Raw genomic sequence first — 17,087 nt, 5'->3', positions numbered from 1 at the left:
ATTCAAAAAAAGTCTAATGGTCATACCATTTTTAATTAAAATACAATACTTTCCAATCAGAGTCAAGAAAAAAATGAATATTTAATAAAAGAGATTTGCGATCTTTTATTTCATTCGAAGATATGTTACAAATAGACTAATGCCCATCGGGTGCAGTTACATAAGAAGTGAGGTATAAATGAGCATGGTGCAAGTAGAAAAACAAACAGAAATACCGCAAAACCAAACTGTTTTTATCATTGTATATTTGATGGGTTTTACTCATTTTCTTAATGATTTAGTTCAAGCCATTGTTCCTGCTTTGTATCCAATTTTAAGAGAAAGTTTAAATCTTTCATACTTCCAAATAGGAATATTGGGTTTTACTTTAAGTATTACCACTGCGATCATACAACCGTTCATGGGTTGGTGGGGGGATACACGATTTAATCCCTATTCACTGCCACTAGGAATGTTATTTACATTAATAGGAGTCTTATTTATCGGTATTGTAGATGACTACTATTTACTACTTATCGGCATTATGTTTATCGGTATAGGTTCCGCTGTATTTCATCCAGAAGGTTCAAGAGTTGTATATTTTGCTGCAGGAAACAAAAGGGGTTTATCACAATCCATTTTTCAAGTGGGTGGTAATTTTGGACAAGCGTTTGCCCCTATTATGGCTGCATTAGTATTTGCCCCTTTAGGTAAATCAGGAACTCTATGGTTTAGTGTAGCGGTTATGATAGCAATACTCTTTCTAATGAAAGTATCAATTTGGTATAAAAAAACTTATAGTCATCAAATTTTAAAGAAAAAACAAAGTAATCATCAGACATCCCATATTGATAAAAAGAAAATAATATATGTCTTCTCTATTTTAATCATTTTTATTATTGCAAGAACATGGTACTATTCAGGAATCACAAGTTACTATCAGTTTTATATTATGGAAAAATATCGTCTTACATTTAGTGATGCTCAAGTGTATGTTTTTCTCTTTTTATTTGGTGGCGTGTTAGGTACCTTTTTAGGGGGAACGTTATCGGATCGATGGGGTAGAAAGAACATCATGTTATTATCTATGTTTGGTACAGTTCCCTTTTCATTAGCGCTGCCTTTTGCTACTCCCTATTGGGCTATGTTATTTTGTTTCATGATCGGATTGATCATGCTTTCTAGCTTTACTGTTATGGTCGTATACGCTCAAGAATTGATCCCTAACAAAATTGGAACTGTCACTGGCATTATACTAGGTTTAGCTTTTGGTTTAGGCGCTATCGGTTCTGGAGTTCTGGGATTAACGATTGATATCATAGATTTAGATCAAGTCATGTATTGGTTAAGTTTTTTACCACTTGTAGGTATATTGCTTATATTTCTTCCAAAAGGAAATTGATCAATCCTAAAAGATATAAAATTTACTTTTTTGATGATTTTTTCCAGATCTTTTGGTTGTATTTTTCATTTAAAATAGGAGCGTACAAAAGTCAATCTATTCAATCCCAAAAGCAATTTTCATATCTGTCAGTTGTATAATTAATATGATATTCCCTTATATTGGCATGTTTGTTGGTACTCCTTTTTCATTACTCTATGAAAGAATCGGCTGTCCGATAAGTCTCTTAAAAGTAAAGAAAAGCTGAAGAAAAATCACTCATATTTCTTCAGCTTCTTTTAACATGGTAATTGCTTCACAAAATTAGCGTCAAAATGAAAATGTTTGTTATGCCCCTTCAATCTTTGTTCATTTTTATATCATTTATGCATCTTACTTTGAACCTTGTTCACCTTTTCCTCCATATTTAAAGGTTTATCTCTTCTATCGTCTATACGTATATTAGTTGCAACTCTTTGGGCACCTTTTGAAAATGGAATTTCATGAATCGCCTTGATGACTTCAAATAAATCATCTAAATCTCCTTCAATAAGTGTACTCATAGGTGTGAGCTGAACTTTTATCTTATCTTTAAACTTTTCAAGCTTTTTATGGATTTCTACTACAAAATCACTAACACTAGGATTTTGTGTTCCGATTGGAATGATAGTAATATCAGCGATTGCCATTTTAAATTACTCCTTTCTATTATTAATACTCATGATAAGTTTTCCCTGTTGAATTATATTTTTAAATTAATAATATCAAAAAAATCACCTTCTTCATTATATAGAGGGTAAAATTACAATGCTCATTGATGTATATGATGAAATTAAAGATGTACATGTATAAGCGAATTTTGTGTAGTCTAAAAGCACAGCTTAAGGACATGATAGCTTATTAAAGCAATACCAACTTAAGTCTTATTGACTCTTGGTAGACAATCATGCCCGTGGTGGCTTCATGTCAAGCAAGTTCATCTTAAAGCAATAAAGTGAAAGGTCAAAAAGAAAAGAAATAATAAGAAGCCGTTAGAAAAAGAGAGATTATGTCCAAAATACGGGGGTTAATCCGGTATTGTTTAAAATAATTTAGGGATATTGAAGGGAATTTCAATTTATTTAAGATTGAATTCCTCTTATTAAAATAGGCATCATTACTTCTATGAGATGATCTTGAGGTGGTAATGAAATATCTAAAAATCTTTGTCGTGTTAAGAAAGAACCTAGTATAGAAGTTATAAAAGTAAATGTTAGATTATCTGAGTCGATATCTTCTCTTATTATTCCTTTGTTTTTCAATTCGTCAAAATAATGAATGAATAAGTATCTTATCTCCAGTAAACTTTTATCTGATATAACAGATTTTATATCCTTCTCTTTAAAAATAATCATCATTATTTGGGCGTTATCTAGCAATTGATTATAAAACAACTTGGTAATTTCCTTCAAATCTACTTCCAGTTCATATGTTGCTTCATTTTCAATATAATTTCTTAAAATTGGTAAAGAAGATTTAAATGTACCCATGATCTCTTCATAAATCTTTTCTTTTGTTTCAAAAATTCTGAATACTGTCATTTCTGTAACACCTGCTTCAAGTGCAATTTTTTTTAATGTTGCACCCTTGTAACCATTTTCAGAAAACAACTTAAGACTAGCCTTTAATATCTTCTCTCTTGTAGTTAATTGTCTATTATTTTTTATACTCATCATTTTATTACTTCCTTTCATACTTACAGTCTCATAAGTTATCATCATTCAGACGCACTATCATTAATTTTAACATAAATGTTAGAATCTCACCACATTTCAGTATAAATCATGCAACTTGATGTTATTTTATCAGACATTAAGTTAACATCTAATTATTATTTTATCGTATTAACGTTAAATATCTACATACAAAAAGAACCTTTCTTACCACCATAGTAATAAAAGGTACTTTCTTTTTCATATTATTGAGTTATTGAATATCGTAAATAATCAAAATTTGATGTTGGAATAATCTGAACCACTTCTCCATATTGGTTCTTATAAATCTCAAATTCCTGAAAGGTTTCAATTAAGATCTCTCCATCAATTTTTGAATCAACCAATTGCTTTTCTAATGTCACAAAATATGTATCACCTTTCTTTTTATATTCAGACCTATCTAATAGGGAATTAACAGGAACTTCCTCCGTCCATTCCACGATATAAGCTGCTTCACTACCTTCTTTTATATGTGATGGTTGGTGATGATTTTGAGGAATAATAAGAAGTAATACAAGAATTACATTTATAAAAACAATAAACATCGTTAAATAAATCATCCGGTGCGATCTTTTATTCAAAATGACTCTCCCCTCCTTACAGTCATTCTTATACTATTATCATATGCATGTCTGTAACAGAAAAAACCTCCAAAATAGATAGTTCTTCATCTATTTAATGGAGGTTAGAGAAAGTATGTCTATATTAACAATTTATTTTAATGCATTTAATTTTCCTGCTGCTTCATCTAAATTTGCTTTAACATCCTCACCATTCACAACAATTTTTTGGAACACTTCTAAATAGATTGGCTCTGCATCAGTCCAGTATGGTTCATTCCCTCTCGGTTCTGCATAATTTAACGCTTGTTGTATAGCTTCAAAATATGGTTCTTGGTACCCTTGAACTAAACCATATGCATCAGATCTAACAGAAGGCCAGGCTAATTCGCTCACAAGTAATTCCTGCACATCTTTAGACATTAAAAATTCTGCAAACTGGATAGCTTCATCAACTTTTGTAGATCCTTTAGGAATACCAATCACTTCTCCACCTAATACATGTGACTCTTTCACAGGTCCACTCCATCCACTATACGCTTTTATTTCATCTTTTCCTTGATTATGAAATTCAGGAATGTAAAATGGCCAGTTTGTTCCAAGATATACGCTATCTTTTAATAAGTATTCATTCATCGTGTCCCAAGCTGCTGTTGAACTCTGCTCATTTAAATACGGATATAGTTCCTGTAAAAATTCAAAAGCTTGTACACTTCCTTCATCATTTAATGTGTAAGGATCACCACCTGCTTGTTTAATAAAATCAAACATATGCAAGATGTTATCCGCTTGTAAATTTGCTTTGATTGCTACTCGTCCTTGACCAGTTGCATCATTCGTTTCTTTTGCAACATTTAGTAGTTCCTCCCAAGTAGTTGGCACCTCTAAACCTAACTCACTAAATTTACTCTCGTTATAGAAAGCAATTTCTACATTTGGACGATAAGGTAAAAACAATCTTTTTCCATCGAATTCAGTTGCTTCTAACATCCCAGGAATGACAGCTTCGGGAATTTGTCCATTATATTGCGATAAATCTTCAACTAAATCTCTAGTCACTAATCCAGATAAATTATTGATATCTTGAGCAAACATATCTATATTTATTTGCCCTGATTCTACTTGTGCAGTAAGACTGTTTATTAAATCTTCAGCTTTTAATTCAACTGCCTCAATCTTTATACCTGTTTCAGATTCAAATGCAGGTAATATTTCATTATTAAATAAATCCCATTCTGTTTCCGCCATACCGAAAGCAACACGTAATGTATTCGAATCAGCAGGTGGTTCATTCTCAGTTGCTGGCTGTTCGGTATTTTCATTATCAGTTGGTGCTTGGACCTCATCATCTGCTGTAGAACAACCAACGATCGCTACACCAAATATAAAGATAACCGCTAAAATAGATAAAAACATTTTATTAAACTTCATTTTGTTTTCCCCCTGTTTTTGCTAATTTTTTGAAAGTAAAATTTACTTTACAGCACCCGATAACATCCCAGATTTTAAATACCTTTGTAAATAGAACGTTATAATAATAATCGGAATTGTAAGAATCGTAGAATACGCTGCCGCTGTAAAATAACTACCAGTTGTTATAATTTCAAATGTTTTAATAGGCAACGTCCCTTCAACGGTAGTTAAATATCTAGCATATAAAAACTCATTCCAAGAATTCAACCATACAAACATGGCCCCTACAGCAATTCCAGGTGCTGCGATTGGAAATATAATTTTACGAAGTGTTGTTATTCTTCCTGCACCATCTATCATCGCTGATTTTTCCACATCTCTAGGTATAACCTGAAAAGTACCTACTAAAATCCAAGCCAAAAACGGTAAATTAGGTATTAAATGTGCGAGGATCAACCCAAAAGTTGTATCCGTCAATTGCCAAGATACGAATCGAGTTGCTATAGGTAATGCTATACCAACATCAGGAAACATTCTTGTAAATAATAGTCCTAAAATAATCATGTAACCTATACTTTTTGGCATTCTAGAAATTACGTATGATGCTGGTGCAGCAATGATAATGGCCATGATTGTTGTCAGAGTTGCAACGCTAAAGCTTTTCCATATTGGCATATATAACTTTTGAATCGTTTCTTCCCCGAAAAAGATTTTTTTGGTAGTACTTACATCCCTGACCTTCTGTAATTCTGTTCGGTTGAGTTTATATGTTTTTCCATCTATAAAAGTTAGCTTTCTAGTTACACCATTTATTGTATATTGTTCATCTGGGGTAATTATAATTTGCTCTTTTTTTTCACTTTCAACCGTAAGTTCATCCATATTGATTTTGTATACGATTTGTCCTGAATCTGTTTTTTTATCCGTAAGAATAATATTTTTCCAATGCTCAAGTGTAATATCATGAACTAAAAAAGTTGGATGATCAGTATTCACTTCACTTGGTTCACTAATAGATACTTTCACTAAAATATAGACTGGAAAAATCATCATAAAAGCAATTAATAAAAGTAAAGGAAACGAAATGAATTTGAAAATGCGATCTGAAGTTAGTTTATTCATCTATTTTCCCTCGCTTCCTTCCTTTCTACTATAAAGAAATAAAGTAAAATAAATATGATAATAATAAATAATAAAATAACTGCAGCTGCTCCTGACAATCCATATTGATTTCTTTGAAAAGCTTCATAAGCAAAGGTCGATAACACAGGTACATTTTTTCCTGTCATGACAAGTGGCAATTCAAATATTCTAAAAGAATCAATAGCTCTTAAAATAATTGCCATCGTAATCGATGGTTTTAGTAACGGTAAAGTGATATGCCAAAATTTTTTCCAACCATTTGCTCCATCTATAGAAGACGCTTCATAAACATCTTCTCCTATACTTTCTAATCCAGCTAGTAAAAGTAGAATGGTTAGAGGCAAAACCTTCCACATATCTGCAAAAATGATAACTGCTAATGATTCAAACCCTCCACCTAGCCAATAAGGTTGGGTGCTTACTATACCTAAGCGAAATAACAATTCATTGAAGTAACCTGTCTGACCAAATACAAAAAGAAGAGTTACACCTGAAACAAGAGTAGGTACCCCCATCGGAATCAACATAATAGTTCTAAAAAAACCTCTACCAAAAAATTTTCTTTTTAAAATCAAAGCAATGACTAAAGCGATTACAATCTGCACAGTAATGCCAATGATAGTAATGAAAATAGTGTTAAACAAAGCGCTGTTAAAATCAATATGAGAGAAAAGGGATTCATAATTTATCAATGAAACTTGCTTGCTTTTATCATCAATAAAACTAATTTGCATCGTTTGAAATACAGGTATAAATGTAAAATAAATCAAATAAGCGAACAACGGAAGTACCATCAATATTTCCAACCAGTACTTCTTTACAAATCTCACTTTAGATCTCTCCTCCTTTTAGTGATCCCTCATTCACCTTAAACCCTCCCTCTATTTTTTCTTTTTCATATGGAACTTATTCAGTCTTAAATTTTGATCTACTGTTTCTATAATTTCAATTCTGAAAAGCTTTTCAAGATTACGATTTAATTTTAACTGATTACAAATCACTCGTCAATATCAAATGTTAGTAATCAGTAAAAATTATAAATAAGTAGGTTGAGCCTTATGTTTAAGACTAATTCTTATTAAATACAGTATGCCTAATGATTAACTCATGTTTCAAATATATACTTTCAGGAGGCTGTTTTTCTTCTATATATTGAAATAATAAAGCTGCTGCACTTTTCCCAATATCATAAATAGGCTGAGAAACAGTAGTTAATGGTGGAGATACCATACGTGAAAAATCAATATTATCAAATCCGACGATGGAGATGTGTTTTGGAATTTGTATGTTTCTTTCTTGTAGAAATGACATCGCACCCAGAGCCATTAAATCAGATGCTGCAAACACTGCTGTGATTTCAGGTTTTTGAGCATAAAGCTTACTCATAGCTTCATATCCACTATCAAAATCTAAATTGCCAAAGGAAACAGATTGATCAGAAAAAGGAATATTTTCATCTTTCAATGCTTCAAAAAAACCATCATGTCTTGGTTTTCCAGCAATGGGGTCACTTAAAGAGCCACTGATCATTCCTATAGAATGATGACCATTTTTTATTAAAAATTTAGTTGCATCATAACTAGCTTGAAAATCATTTACTTTCACATATGGTAAATTACGGTCCTCACTTTTTGTTGCTGCAAGTACAGCTGGTTTGTTTAAATCCTGAAATGATTCATATACATAGTCACTAATTACGGCACTAGTAAAAATAACACCATCAATTTTTTTCTTTTTAAAGTACAACATATATTCTCGAAAACGCTCATCATCCTGCTCTGTATTGCAAATGATGACATTGTTTTTTTTCATTCTTGCTGCATCTTCAATGCCTCGAAAAAGCGAAGAATAAAATGGATTGGATATATCGGGAATAATAGCTGCAATAGTCATTGTTCTGTTGTCCCTTAGCCCTGCTGCGAAGGGGTTAGGTTCATAATTTAATTCTTTGATGGCTTCTAACACTTTTTTACGTTTTTCAAGTCTAACTGAAGATGGATTATTAACAACCCTTGAAACAGTAGAAATAGATACACCTGCTTTTCTGGCGACATCATGTATTGTAGCTGACAATGATTTACCTCCTTGAAAATACTTTCAAATCCCCCGCATAATTGACGTGAAGTATCGGAAGTTTAAATATAGCATTTTTTATAATATTCTTTACAAGTATACGAAAAAAGTGTAATAATTAAAATGTTTCTATTTTTGATTAACAATTTTGAAAAGCTTTTCAATTAATAAAAATTCCACTTCATATTACAAATGGAGGCATGACATGAAAAAAACTTGGTGGAAAGAGGCTGTTGTATATCAAGTTTACTGGAGAAGTTTTTATGACTCCAATGGAGACGGTTTTGGTGATTTACAAGGTCTCATAAAAAAATTAGACTACATTGAAAATCTTGGAGTTGACGTCATCTGGTTAAACCCTATCTATGAATCACCTGATGTTGACAATGGTTATGATATAAGTAATTATTTTGACATTACACCACGTGCAGGATCTATGGAAATATGGGACCTGCTTTTAAATGAGGTTCACAATAGAGGGATGAAATTAATCATGGATTTAGTTGTAAATCATACCTCTTATGAACATCCATGGTTTATTGAATCACGTTCTTCTTTAACAAATGAGAAACGAGATTGGTACATTTGGAAAGATCCAAAAAATGGTCAAGAGCCAAACAATTGGCGTTCTTATTTTACACCTTCTGTATGGGAGTTTGATGAATTAACAAATCAATATTATATGCATTCCTTTGCCATCCAACAACCTGATTTAAATTGGAACAATCCAAAGGTTCGTGAGGCTATCTATGACATGATGAGATTTTGGCTGGATAAAGGGATAGATGGGTTTAGAATGGATGTGATAAACTTACTTGCTAAACCAAAAGATTTTTCCAATGTTGAAAACCCAGAAAACATTCAATACCTTGGAAATAACCCAGGTATCCATGAGTATTTACGTGAAATGAATGATAAAGTATTAAAACATTACGACATTATGACAGTTGGAGAAGTTCCTTTTGTCACTCCTGAGATGGGACAACAATATGTTGCAGAGGAAAATAAAGAATTAAATACTTTATTTCACTTTCAAGTTGCAGATGATATGCCTACATGGGACACGGTGAAATACAAATCAATTCAAAAAGAGTGGTATGAAGCATTAAAAGATTCGGGATGGAATTCGCAATTTTTAAATAATCATGACCATACAAGACAAGTTACGAGATACGGTAATGATCAAAAATATAGAGTGGAGTCAGCAAAGTTGTTAGCAACAATGCTCCATACATTGCCTGGAATACCTTATATATTTCAAGGTGAAGAAATAGGCATGACAGGAGTTAATTATGAAACAATTGAAGAATATAAAGATATTGCGATGATAAATAAATACAAAGAAGAAGTGAACAAAGGGAAAAACCCTAAAGATGTAATCCATGCTTTAAAACTTCTGAGCAGAGATAATTCACGTACACCTGTTCAGTGGGATGATACAAAAAATGCTGGTTTTACAAATGGAATCCCTTGGATTAATGTCAATCCAAATTATAAACAAATTAATGTAAAATCAACTTTAAAAGATCCAAATTCCATTTATTATTATTATCAAAAACTCATTTCTCTCAGAAAAAAGTATGAAATTATGGTTTATGGAGAATATGAGGATTTACTGCCAGAAGACAAGCATTTATACGTGTATACAAGAAAGAAGGAAAACAAAGTATGGATGGTCATTCTAAATCATTCTGATCATCATCAAATGTTCAGATTTCCTGCACCTTATCAGAATATAAAGAAAAATCTAATCATCAACAATTACCAAGATGCAGAAGTTGTTTTAGAGAATGACGAAATAGAATTAAGACCACATGAAGCTTTGGTCTATCATATATTTTGATCAGATTAAATGTTAATTCGACATGATGTCCTACGAACGTACAAAAAATATGAATGCTGTTGTCGATTCATTATAATATTTATCTTTCTATGCGCTCGCCCGGGAAATACTCATAATTCATTTCCCTTGATTGTTGTAGACATTAATAGATAAAAAACAAAAGAGCAGCTGAAGAAAATAGTATTGTTATTCTTCAGCTGCTTTATTTTTTGAGACTTTATCAAAGGTAAGCCTTACTTTTTGCTTATTTGTAAATTAGTCACTTTTTTAATTTCATAAGAACCATTTAATAACTCATCCTTAATGATGTTTAATTTCAATAATCCATTAATTTTTGAGATGTCTGCTTTAGACATTAATCTCCATAAGTCCTCATCAGGGAGTGATTTATATAATACATCATCGTCATATACTCTCCTCTCCTGAGGCACAACTTTAACTTGATAACTTTCAAAATCCATTTCTGTTTCATTGACTTTTTCCATAAAAGAAAGAATGTCATCACGTAAAATGGATAGTTCCTCTGTGATTTGCTTCTGTTTTGATTTAAGCTCAACGTATTTTTTTATTTTTTCGATCACCATTTACCCCACCTTAAAAATCATTTATATTATGTATATGTATTTGAAGTGAGGTTAAGAATGGGGATTCATTTCATATTTTCATAGAAATCATACCATTCTAATAAGTCAATTATTTTAGGAGAATCAGCTTAATGAACAACTCTAAACCATTCCCCGTTCCACTTTGGATTATTTTACTCATTGGAATTATAGCTATTTCTTTTTCCTCTATCTTCATTCGATGGTCCGATGCACCCGTATCTGTTATGGCAATGTATCGCTTATATTTTACTAACCTATTCATGATGCCATTCGTAATGAAATACTGGAACGAAATTAAGACGCTCTCCAAACATGACTGGTTTTATTTATCTTTATCTGGTCTTTTATTAGGATTACATTTTTTATTGTGGATGGGTTCTTTAAGATTTACATCTGTAGCAAATTCAACAGCAATAGTAGCATTAGAACCTATATTTGTGCTCATTGGCTCTTTTCTATTTTTCAAAATAAGAACAAATATTGTATCAGTGGTTGGTATGTTTATCGCAGTTCTAGGTGCAGCTTTAATTGGGTGGGGAGATTTTAGAGTTTCTTCAGAAGCATTCTTTGGAGATCTATTAGCTTTGTTAGGAGCAATTGCAGTTGCATTACATATGCTTATTGGAAAACAATTACTACGCAAAATGTCCAATTATGTTTATAGTTTCATTGTATTTTTAGCAGCAGCTTTTTCACTTCATATTTATAATTTAATTTTAGGATATTCTTTATTTAATTATGCTTCAATAGATTGGGGAATTTTTATCCTATTGGCTATCGTACCAACAGTATTTGGCCATTTACTATTTAATTGGTTATTAAAATATATGAATGCCACAACTGTATCTATGTCTATATTAGGGGAACCTTTAGGAGCAGCTTTACTTGCATATTTCCTGCTGAATGAACATATTTCTATTCAACAAGCTTTTGCTGGACTTATATTATTATTTGGAGTTTGGTTATTCATAAAGTTTAACGTTAAAGATCAATCTAAAATATTAAATCAATAAAAACATAATAAAACCCGTCTTTAGGTTATGACTAAGACGGGCTTTATAACTTTATTCTATTATGTTTTCACCATCGTCACATGTGGTATATTTGCATCTAAAAACTCTCCAGATACTGTTTTATAACCTTGTTTTTCGTAAAAAGATTCTGCTTGAGTTTGTGCATTTAACTTAAATTGTTTTAAATCCATCTTATGCCCTACAGTCTCTAACTCATCCATAATCAGTTTACCTAACCCAAATTTACGGTGACTTTTTAAAACACATATTCGTTCTAATTTTCCATAACCATCTGCTTCTCGAATGCGTCCAGTAGCTATAGGTTTTCCTTCATCATAAATAATTACATGTGTAGACTCATCCTCGAATTCATCTATCTCAATTTCTGGTGGTACTTTCTGTTCTTCAACAAATACATCCATTCGTACTTTATATGCATCTTGAAGTTCTTGATCATTTTCTACAACTTTTACTTTCATATATAGCCGTCTTCCTTTCAAGTTAATTCAATATTTCATGATTATAGCAAGGAATTGAAGTATTTGTCGAGATAGTGTTCACTTTCAAAAAAACCTACATTACTGATCATAGGATTGAATAGCTACTGCATCTCTTACTAATGAAACAAATTGTATTTGTTTTTCTCCTACTGCGTTTTGTTCAGCTAATTCTAATACTTGCGTCAAAGTACTTTCTACTAAATAAAACGAACCCTATTTTATTCATTATAAAAAAACCCCCTTTAATCCATAGACGGTATAAAGGAGGAAAATGTTGTAACTTTATTCATGTTTATATTAATAAATTTCTTTGCCTCTATAATCCTGTGCACGAAAACCTTGTCCCGTAGCAGACTCTTTATCCAATAAAACTGGTACTAACATACCTGGCAGAACACTACTTAAATCATTTTCCGCATTGGGTCCACCTAAATCAGTTTTAATCCAACCGGGGTCAATATAACTAACTTTTACATTTACATCTTTAAGTTCAAAGGATAAATCCTTCGTATATTTATCCACTGCTGCTTTTGATACACTATACGCTACTAAATGGGGTTGATCTTGAATACCAGAGCTTACATTCACAATTCGCCCATACCCTTTTTCTTTCATGGCAGGAGCAAATGCATTACATAATAATGTTAAACTAAATACATTCACCTGCATAATCTCTTGCCAATCTTCCATTGTATATTCAAAAATGGGTTTATATATATTACTAAGTCCAGCATTATTGTATAAAATATCAATATGACCTATTTCTTTTACCTGTTGAATAATATGATTGACACCTTCGAGAGTAGATAATTCACCTTCTACTGAATAAACCTTTACTCCTTTAGCTTCGATCATTTTTTTCATATGTAATGTATTTTCAATTTTCCTCCCATGAACAATGACATCACATCCTCTATCTGCTAAACCTTCTGCAACTCTTGCACCAATTCCGCGACTAGATCCCGTTACTAAAGCTAACTGACCGTCTAACCTTTTCATATTTCATCCCTCCAATTTTCATGGATCATTTTAACATAGTTCTTATTTAATTTCTAATACTTTACGTAGAGAGTACTAATATAACCCATAGTTTTAATGTACTCGTCATGGACTCTATACTACTTACTAATCTTCTATCAAATGTACTTGAACTGATTGAATAAGGCATAGGCGAATAGATCAGATAGAATGGAAATTTATTCCTTAAACTTGTTAATTAAAAAGAGAAAACTACCTAGAAATATCTGGGGAATGTCGTTTTGAAATAGATATTAAGAATCCAGCCCTCAAGGAAACTACTGTAGAGGGCCAATTATTTCTATTTTACAACTAGATACAAAGGATGTATTTTCTCCATCTATCCGTTCTCTCGTCAGGTTTATTTTGGCGTGATCACTATGGCAAATGGATCATCCCCAACAGGAACGGTCGCAATTACACTATTCGTACTGGTCGCAATCACGGATACGGTATCATCACCTCTATTTGCAACATAAACAAATTTCCCATCCGGCGTGATCTCTAATGCCTCTGGATCATCCCCAACAGGAACGGTCGCAATCACACTATTCGTACTGGTCGCAATCACGGATACGGTAGCGTCATCTTCATTTGCAATATACACAAATTTCCCATCCGGCGTGATCATCATACCTACTTGGAAATCTAAATTTCCAACGTCTATTGTTGCAATCACACTATTCGTACTGGTCGCAATCACGGATACGGTAGCGTCATCTTCATTTGCAATATACACAAATTTCCCATCCGGCGTGATCTCTATGGCATTTGGATCATTCCCAATAGGAACGGTCGCAATTACACTATTCGTACTGGTCGCAATCACGGATACGGTAGCGTCATTTGCATTTGCAACATACACAAATTTTCCATCCGGTGTGGTCACTATGGCAAATGGAAAAAGCCCAACAGGAACGGTCGCAATCACACTATTCGTACTGGTCGCAATCACGGATACGGTAGCGTCATCTCTATTTGAAACACAAACAAATTTTCCATCCGGCGTGGTCACTATGGCACCTGGAAAATCCCCAACAGGAACAGTCGCAATCACACTATTTGTACTGGTCGCAATCACAGATACGGTATCGTCAATTGCATTTACAACATACACAAATTTCCCATCCGGCGTGAACTCTAATGCCTCTGGTTCATCCCCAACAGGAACGGTCGCAATCACACTATTCGTACTGGTCGCAATCACGGATACGGTAGCGTCAACTAAATTTGCAACATAAACAAATTTTCCATCCGGCGTGGTCTCTATAGTCTCTGGACTATCCCCAACAGGAACGGTCGCAATTACACTATTCGTACTGGTTGCAATTACGGATACGGTAGCGTCATTTGCATTTACAACATAAACAAACCCCATTTGATTCTCTCCTCCTTCATCAATTCATCGTTACCTCAAGATATGACAGAGTCTTCAGTCTGCCTCAAGACACACAACGTCATTCATATAAAACTCAATGTTGATAGAGTATTTGTACATTAAGGTTTGCTGTAGAACAACATTGACATGTTACTAAGCCATCCCTCTCCGTGAATATTCAAGAAGGTATCCTAATTAGCTAATCTCACCGTCCCGTTATAACTTCCACGACCCCATTAAAACTGGGATCTCCTGTATTTGCAACGCCAGTAATGATAAGCTTACATACCTGTTTTGCGATTAAAGATTTTTTCTGTCCCGGTTGAATAAGGATGGGGCCTACGATGTCCATACCAGCTTGGCCTCGTAAAGTTGCCATGAAATCACAGTTACAGAACTCACAAGGAGTACTGTCAAATTCACGAATAGGATCATTTTTGATATTAATACAGATATCCACATTGGTGTCAGAAAAAACATATTGTTCTGATAGTGGAGCCCCCGCCCCATCGATACAATCTTGAACAATACAACCATCGATTTCACATAAGCAACATTCATTAATCGTAACTTTACAATCTGGACAACATTTCTTTTTCCAAGGGGCTGTATTACAAATACTATACCTAGACGGAAGTAACCATCTATCCGTTCTCTCGTCAGGTTTATTTTGGCGTGATCACTATGGCAAATGGATCATCCCCAACAGGAACGGTCGCAATTACACTATTCGTACTGGTACCAATCACGGATACGGTATCATCACCTCTATTTGCAACATAAACAAATTTCCCATCCGGCGTGATCTCTAATGCCTCTGGATCATCCCCAACAGGAACGGTCGCAATCACACTATTCGTACTGGTCGCAATCACGGATACGGTAGCGTCATCTTCATTTGCAATATACACAAATTTCCCATCCGGCGTAATCATCATACCTACTTGGAAATCTAAATTTCCAACGTCTATTGTTGCAATCACACTATTCGTACTGGTCGCAATCACGGATACGGTAGCGTCATCTTCATTTGCAACATAAACGAATTTCCCATCCGGCGTGATCTCTATGGCATTTGGATCATTCCCAACAGGAACGGTCGCAATTACACTATTCGTACTGGTACCAATCACGGATACGGTATTGTCATTTGCATTTGCAACATAAACAAATTTTCCATCCGGTGTGGTCACTATGGCAAATGGAAAAAGCCCAACAGGAACGGTCGCAATCACACTATTCGTACTGGTCGCAATCACGGATACGGTAGCGTCATCTCTATTTGCAACACAAACAAATTTCCCATCCGGCGTGGTCACTATGGCACCTGGAAAAAGCCCAACAGGAACAGTCGCAATCACACTATTCGTACTGGTCGCAATCACAGATACGGTATCGTCAATTGCATTTACAACATACACAAATTTCCCATCCGGCGTGATCTCTAATGCCTCTGGATCATCCCCAACAGGAACAGTCGCAATCACACTATTCGTACTGGTCGCAATCACGGATACGGTATTATCGCTAAATTCATTTACAACATACACAAATTTCCCATCCGGCGTGATCTCTATGGCAAATGGATCATCCCCAACAGGAACGGTCGCAATTACACTATTCGTACTGGTTGCAATTACGGATACGGTAGCGTCATTTGCATTTACAACATAAACAAACCCCATTTGATTCTCTCCTCCTTCATCAATTCATCGTTACCTCAAGATATGACAGATTCTTCAGTCTGCCTCAAGACACACAACGTCATTCAAACTCAATATTGATAGAGTATTTGTACATTAAGGTTTGCTGTAGAACAACATTGATATGTTGCTAAGTCACACCTCTCATTGAATATTCAAGAAGGTATCCTAATCAGCTAATCTCACCGTCCCGTTATAACTTCCACGCACCCCATTAAAACTGGGATCTCCTGTATTTGCAACGCCAGTAATGATAAGCTTACATACCTGTTTTGCGATTAAGGATTTTTTCTGTCCCGGTTGAATAAGGATGGGGCCTACGATGTCCATACCAGCTTGGTCTCGTAAAGTTGCCATGAAATCACAGTTACAGAACTCACAAGGAGTACTGTCAAATTCACGAATAGGATCATTTTTGATATTAATACAGATATCCACATTGGTGTCAGAAAAAACATATTGTTCTGATAGTGGAGCCCCCGCCCCATCGATACAATCTTGAACAATACAACCATCGATCTCACATAAGCAACATTCATTAATCGTAACTTTACAATCTGGACAACATTTCTTTTTCCAAGGGGCTGTATTACAATTACAACTCATAATAAAATCACACCTTTATTAGATTATTTATTTGATGAAATATAGTATGCATTGGATGATATACATGATTGGACATTTGTCTTCGTTTATATAAAAATTCCACATTTGTCTGTATCAAT

General features: G+C 33.8%; 17 protein-coding genes. 3 read left to right on the top strand and 14 right to left on the bottom strand.

Going from position 1 to position 17,087, the window contains the following annotated elements:
* Positions 1-178 precede the first annotated feature (178 nt).
* Positions 179-1,381, top strand: coding sequence for an MFS transporter (locus tag VQL36_RS10520; RefSeq protein WP_349249265.1), 1,203 nt, complete (start codon positions 179-181; stop codon positions 1,379-1,381).
* Between the two features lie 359 nt (positions 1,382-1,740).
* Here VQL36_RS10520 and VQL36_RS10515 read toward each other — a convergent pair whose 3' ends face one another.
* The 7 genes from VQL36_RS10515 to VQL36_RS10485 form a co-directional block, all read right to left on the bottom strand.
* Positions 1,741-2,049 (bottom strand): MTH1187 family thiamine-binding protein, encoded by a 309-nt coding sequence (locus tag VQL36_RS10515; protein ID WP_349249264.1) that lies wholly within the window; start codon positions 2,047-2,049, stop codon positions 1,741-1,743.
* Positions 2,050-2,481: 432 nt separating this feature from the next.
* Positions 2,482-3,120: a TetR/AcrR family transcriptional regulator gene (locus VQL36_RS10510; RefSeq protein WP_349249263.1), complete on the bottom strand. Its 639-nt coding sequence runs from the start codon at positions 3,118-3,120 to the stop codon at positions 2,482-2,484.
* Between the two features lie 197 nt (positions 3,121-3,317).
* Entirely contained in the window at positions 3,318-3,695 is a 378-nt protein-coding gene (locus VQL36_RS10505) for a hypothetical protein (RefSeq protein ID WP_349249262.1), read from the bottom strand.
* A 132-nt stretch (positions 3,696-3,827) separates the two neighbouring features.
* Positions 3,828-5,105, bottom strand: coding sequence for an extracellular solute-binding protein (locus VQL36_RS10500; protein ID WP_349249261.1), 1,278 nt, complete (start codon positions 5,103-5,105; stop codon positions 3,828-3,830).
* A gap of 42 nt (positions 5,106-5,147) precedes the next feature.
* The gene (locus VQL36_RS10495) at positions 5,148-6,209 is read right to left on the bottom strand and encodes a carbohydrate ABC transporter permease (RefSeq protein ID WP_349249260.1); all 1,062 of its coding nucleotides are present in this window, start codon (positions 6,207-6,209) and stop codon (positions 5,148-5,150) included.
* The gene (locus tag VQL36_RS10490; RefSeq protein ID WP_349249259.1) at positions 6,206-7,060 is read right to left on the bottom strand and encodes a sugar ABC transporter permease; all 855 of its coding nucleotides are present in this window, start codon (positions 7,058-7,060) and stop codon (positions 6,206-6,208) included. The genes VQL36_RS10495 and VQL36_RS10490 overlap by 4 nt, the downstream gene beginning before the upstream one ends.
* Positions 7,061-7,298: 238 nt before the next feature.
* The gene (locus VQL36_RS10485) at positions 7,299-8,303 is read right to left on the bottom strand and encodes a LacI family DNA-binding transcriptional regulator (RefSeq protein ID WP_349249258.1); all 1,005 of its coding nucleotides are present in this window, start codon (positions 8,301-8,303) and stop codon (positions 7,299-7,301) included.
* A 205-nt stretch (positions 8,304-8,508) separates the two neighbouring features.
* On the opposite strand from VQL36_RS10485, the gene VQL36_RS10480 reads away from it, so the two are divergent.
* Positions 8,509-10,146, top strand: a complete 1,638-nt coding sequence (locus VQL36_RS10480; RefSeq protein WP_349249257.1) for an alpha-glucosidase — start codon at positions 8,509-8,511, stop codon at positions 10,144-10,146.
* 233 nt (positions 10,147-10,379) lie between these two features.
* Here the strand turns inward: VQL36_RS10480 and VQL36_RS10475 are convergent, their stop codons facing one another.
* Entirely contained in the window at positions 10,380-10,727 is a 348-nt protein-coding gene (locus VQL36_RS10475) for a hypothetical protein (protein WP_349249256.1), read from the bottom strand.
* 134 nt (positions 10,728-10,861) lie between these two features.
* Between VQL36_RS10475 and VQL36_RS10470 the strand changes: the two genes are divergently transcribed.
* Positions 10,862-11,764: a DMT family transporter gene (locus tag VQL36_RS10470; RefSeq protein WP_349249255.1), complete on the top strand. Its 903-nt coding sequence runs from the start codon at positions 10,862-10,864 to the stop codon at positions 11,762-11,764.
* 59 nt (positions 11,765-11,823) lie between these two features.
* Here VQL36_RS10470 and VQL36_RS10465 read toward each other — a convergent pair whose 3' ends face one another.
* The 6 genes from VQL36_RS10465 to VQL36_RS10440 all read right to left on the bottom strand — a co-directional run bounded on the left by VQL36_RS10465 (position 11,824) and on the right by VQL36_RS10440 (position 16,968).
* Entirely contained in the window at positions 11,824-12,243 is a 420-nt protein-coding gene (locus tag VQL36_RS10465; protein WP_349249254.1) for a GNAT family N-acetyltransferase, read from the bottom strand.
* Positions 12,244-12,561: 318 nt separating this feature from the next.
* Positions 12,562-13,263: an SDR family oxidoreductase gene (locus VQL36_RS10460; protein ID WP_349249253.1), complete on the bottom strand. Its 702-nt coding sequence runs from the start codon at positions 13,261-13,263 to the stop codon at positions 12,562-12,564.
* 379 nt (positions 13,264-13,642) lie between these two features.
* Positions 13,643-14,659, bottom strand: coding sequence for a beta-propeller fold lactonase family protein (locus VQL36_RS10455; protein WP_349249252.1), 1,017 nt, complete (start codon positions 14,657-14,659; stop codon positions 13,643-13,645).
* Between the two features lie 205 nt (positions 14,660-14,864).
* Complete coding sequence (locus VQL36_RS10450) at positions 14,865-15,038, bottom strand: hypothetical protein (RefSeq protein WP_349249251.1); 174 nt, start codon at positions 15,036-15,038, stop codon at positions 14,865-14,867.
* 286 nt (positions 15,039-15,324) lie between these two features.
* Positions 15,325-16,344: a beta-propeller fold lactonase family protein gene (locus tag VQL36_RS10445; protein WP_349249250.1), complete on the bottom strand. Its 1,020-nt coding sequence runs from the start codon at positions 16,342-16,344 to the stop codon at positions 15,325-15,327.
* A 186-nt stretch (positions 16,345-16,530) separates the two neighbouring features.
* Complete coding sequence (locus tag VQL36_RS10440) at positions 16,531-16,968, bottom strand: hypothetical protein (RefSeq protein ID WP_349249249.1); 438 nt, start codon at positions 16,966-16,968, stop codon at positions 16,531-16,533.
* Positions 16,969-17,087: the final 119 nt, after the last annotated feature.

This window comes from Chengkuizengella sp. SCS-71B, from assembly GCF_040100845.1.
In the GTDB taxonomy this organism is placed as follows: Bacteria; Bacillota; Bacilli; order Paenibacillales; family KCTC-33759; genus Chengkuizengella.
The sequence above is the reverse complement of the archived record's forward strand: the minus strand, read 5'-3'. Positions and strand labels throughout refer to the sequence as shown.

What these genes read in the sequence shown, in the direction of transcription:
- VQL36_RS10520 (WP_349249265.1), top strand. Translation starts at nt 179, where the DNA reads ATGAGCATGGTGCAAGTAGAAAAACAAACAGAAATACCGCAAAACCAA.
- VQL36_RS10515 (WP_349249264.1), bottom strand. Translation starts at nt 2,049, where the DNA reads ATGGCAATCGCTGATATTACTATCATTCCAATCGGAACACAAAATCCT.
- VQL36_RS10510 (WP_349249263.1), bottom strand. Translation starts at nt 3,120, where the DNA reads ATGATGATAACTTATGAGACTGTAAGTATGAAAGGAAGTAATAAAATG.
- VQL36_RS10500 (WP_349249261.1), bottom strand. Translation starts at nt 5,105, where the DNA reads ATGAAGTTTAATAAAATGTTTTTATCTATTTTAGCGGTTATCTTTATA.
- VQL36_RS10495 (WP_349249260.1), bottom strand. Translation starts at nt 6,209, where the DNA reads ATGAATAAACTAACTTCAGATCGCATTTTCAAATTCATTTCGTTTCCT.
- VQL36_RS10480 (WP_349249257.1), top strand. Translation starts at nt 8,509, where the DNA reads ATGAAAAAAACTTGGTGGAAAGAGGCTGTTGTATATCAAGTTTACTGG.
- VQL36_RS10470 (WP_349249255.1), top strand. Translation starts at nt 10,862, where the DNA reads ATGAACAACTCTAAACCATTCCCCGTTCCACTTTGGATTATTTTACTC.
- VQL36_RS10465 (WP_349249254.1), bottom strand. Translation starts at nt 12,243, where the DNA reads ATGAAAGTAAAAGTTGTAGAAAATGATCAAGAACTTCAAGATGCATAT.
- VQL36_RS10460 (WP_349249253.1), bottom strand. Translation starts at nt 13,263, where the DNA reads ATGAAAAGGTTAGACGGTCAGTTAGCTTTAGTAACGGGATCTAGTCGC.
- VQL36_RS10455 (WP_349249252.1), bottom strand. Translation starts at nt 14,659, where the DNA reads ATGGGGTTTGTTTATGTTGTAAATGCAAATGACGCTACCGTATCCGTA.
- VQL36_RS10450 (WP_349249251.1), bottom strand. Translation starts at nt 15,038, where the DNA reads ATGGCAACTTTACGAGGCCAAGCTGGTATGGACATCGTAGGCCCCATC.
- VQL36_RS10445 (WP_349249250.1), bottom strand. Translation starts at nt 16,344, where the DNA reads ATGGGGTTTGTTTATGTTGTAAATGCAAATGACGCTACCGTATCCGTA.
- VQL36_RS10440 (WP_349249249.1), bottom strand. Translation starts at nt 16,968, where the DNA reads ATGAGTTGTAATTGTAATACAGCCCCTTGGAAAAAGAAATGTTGTCCA.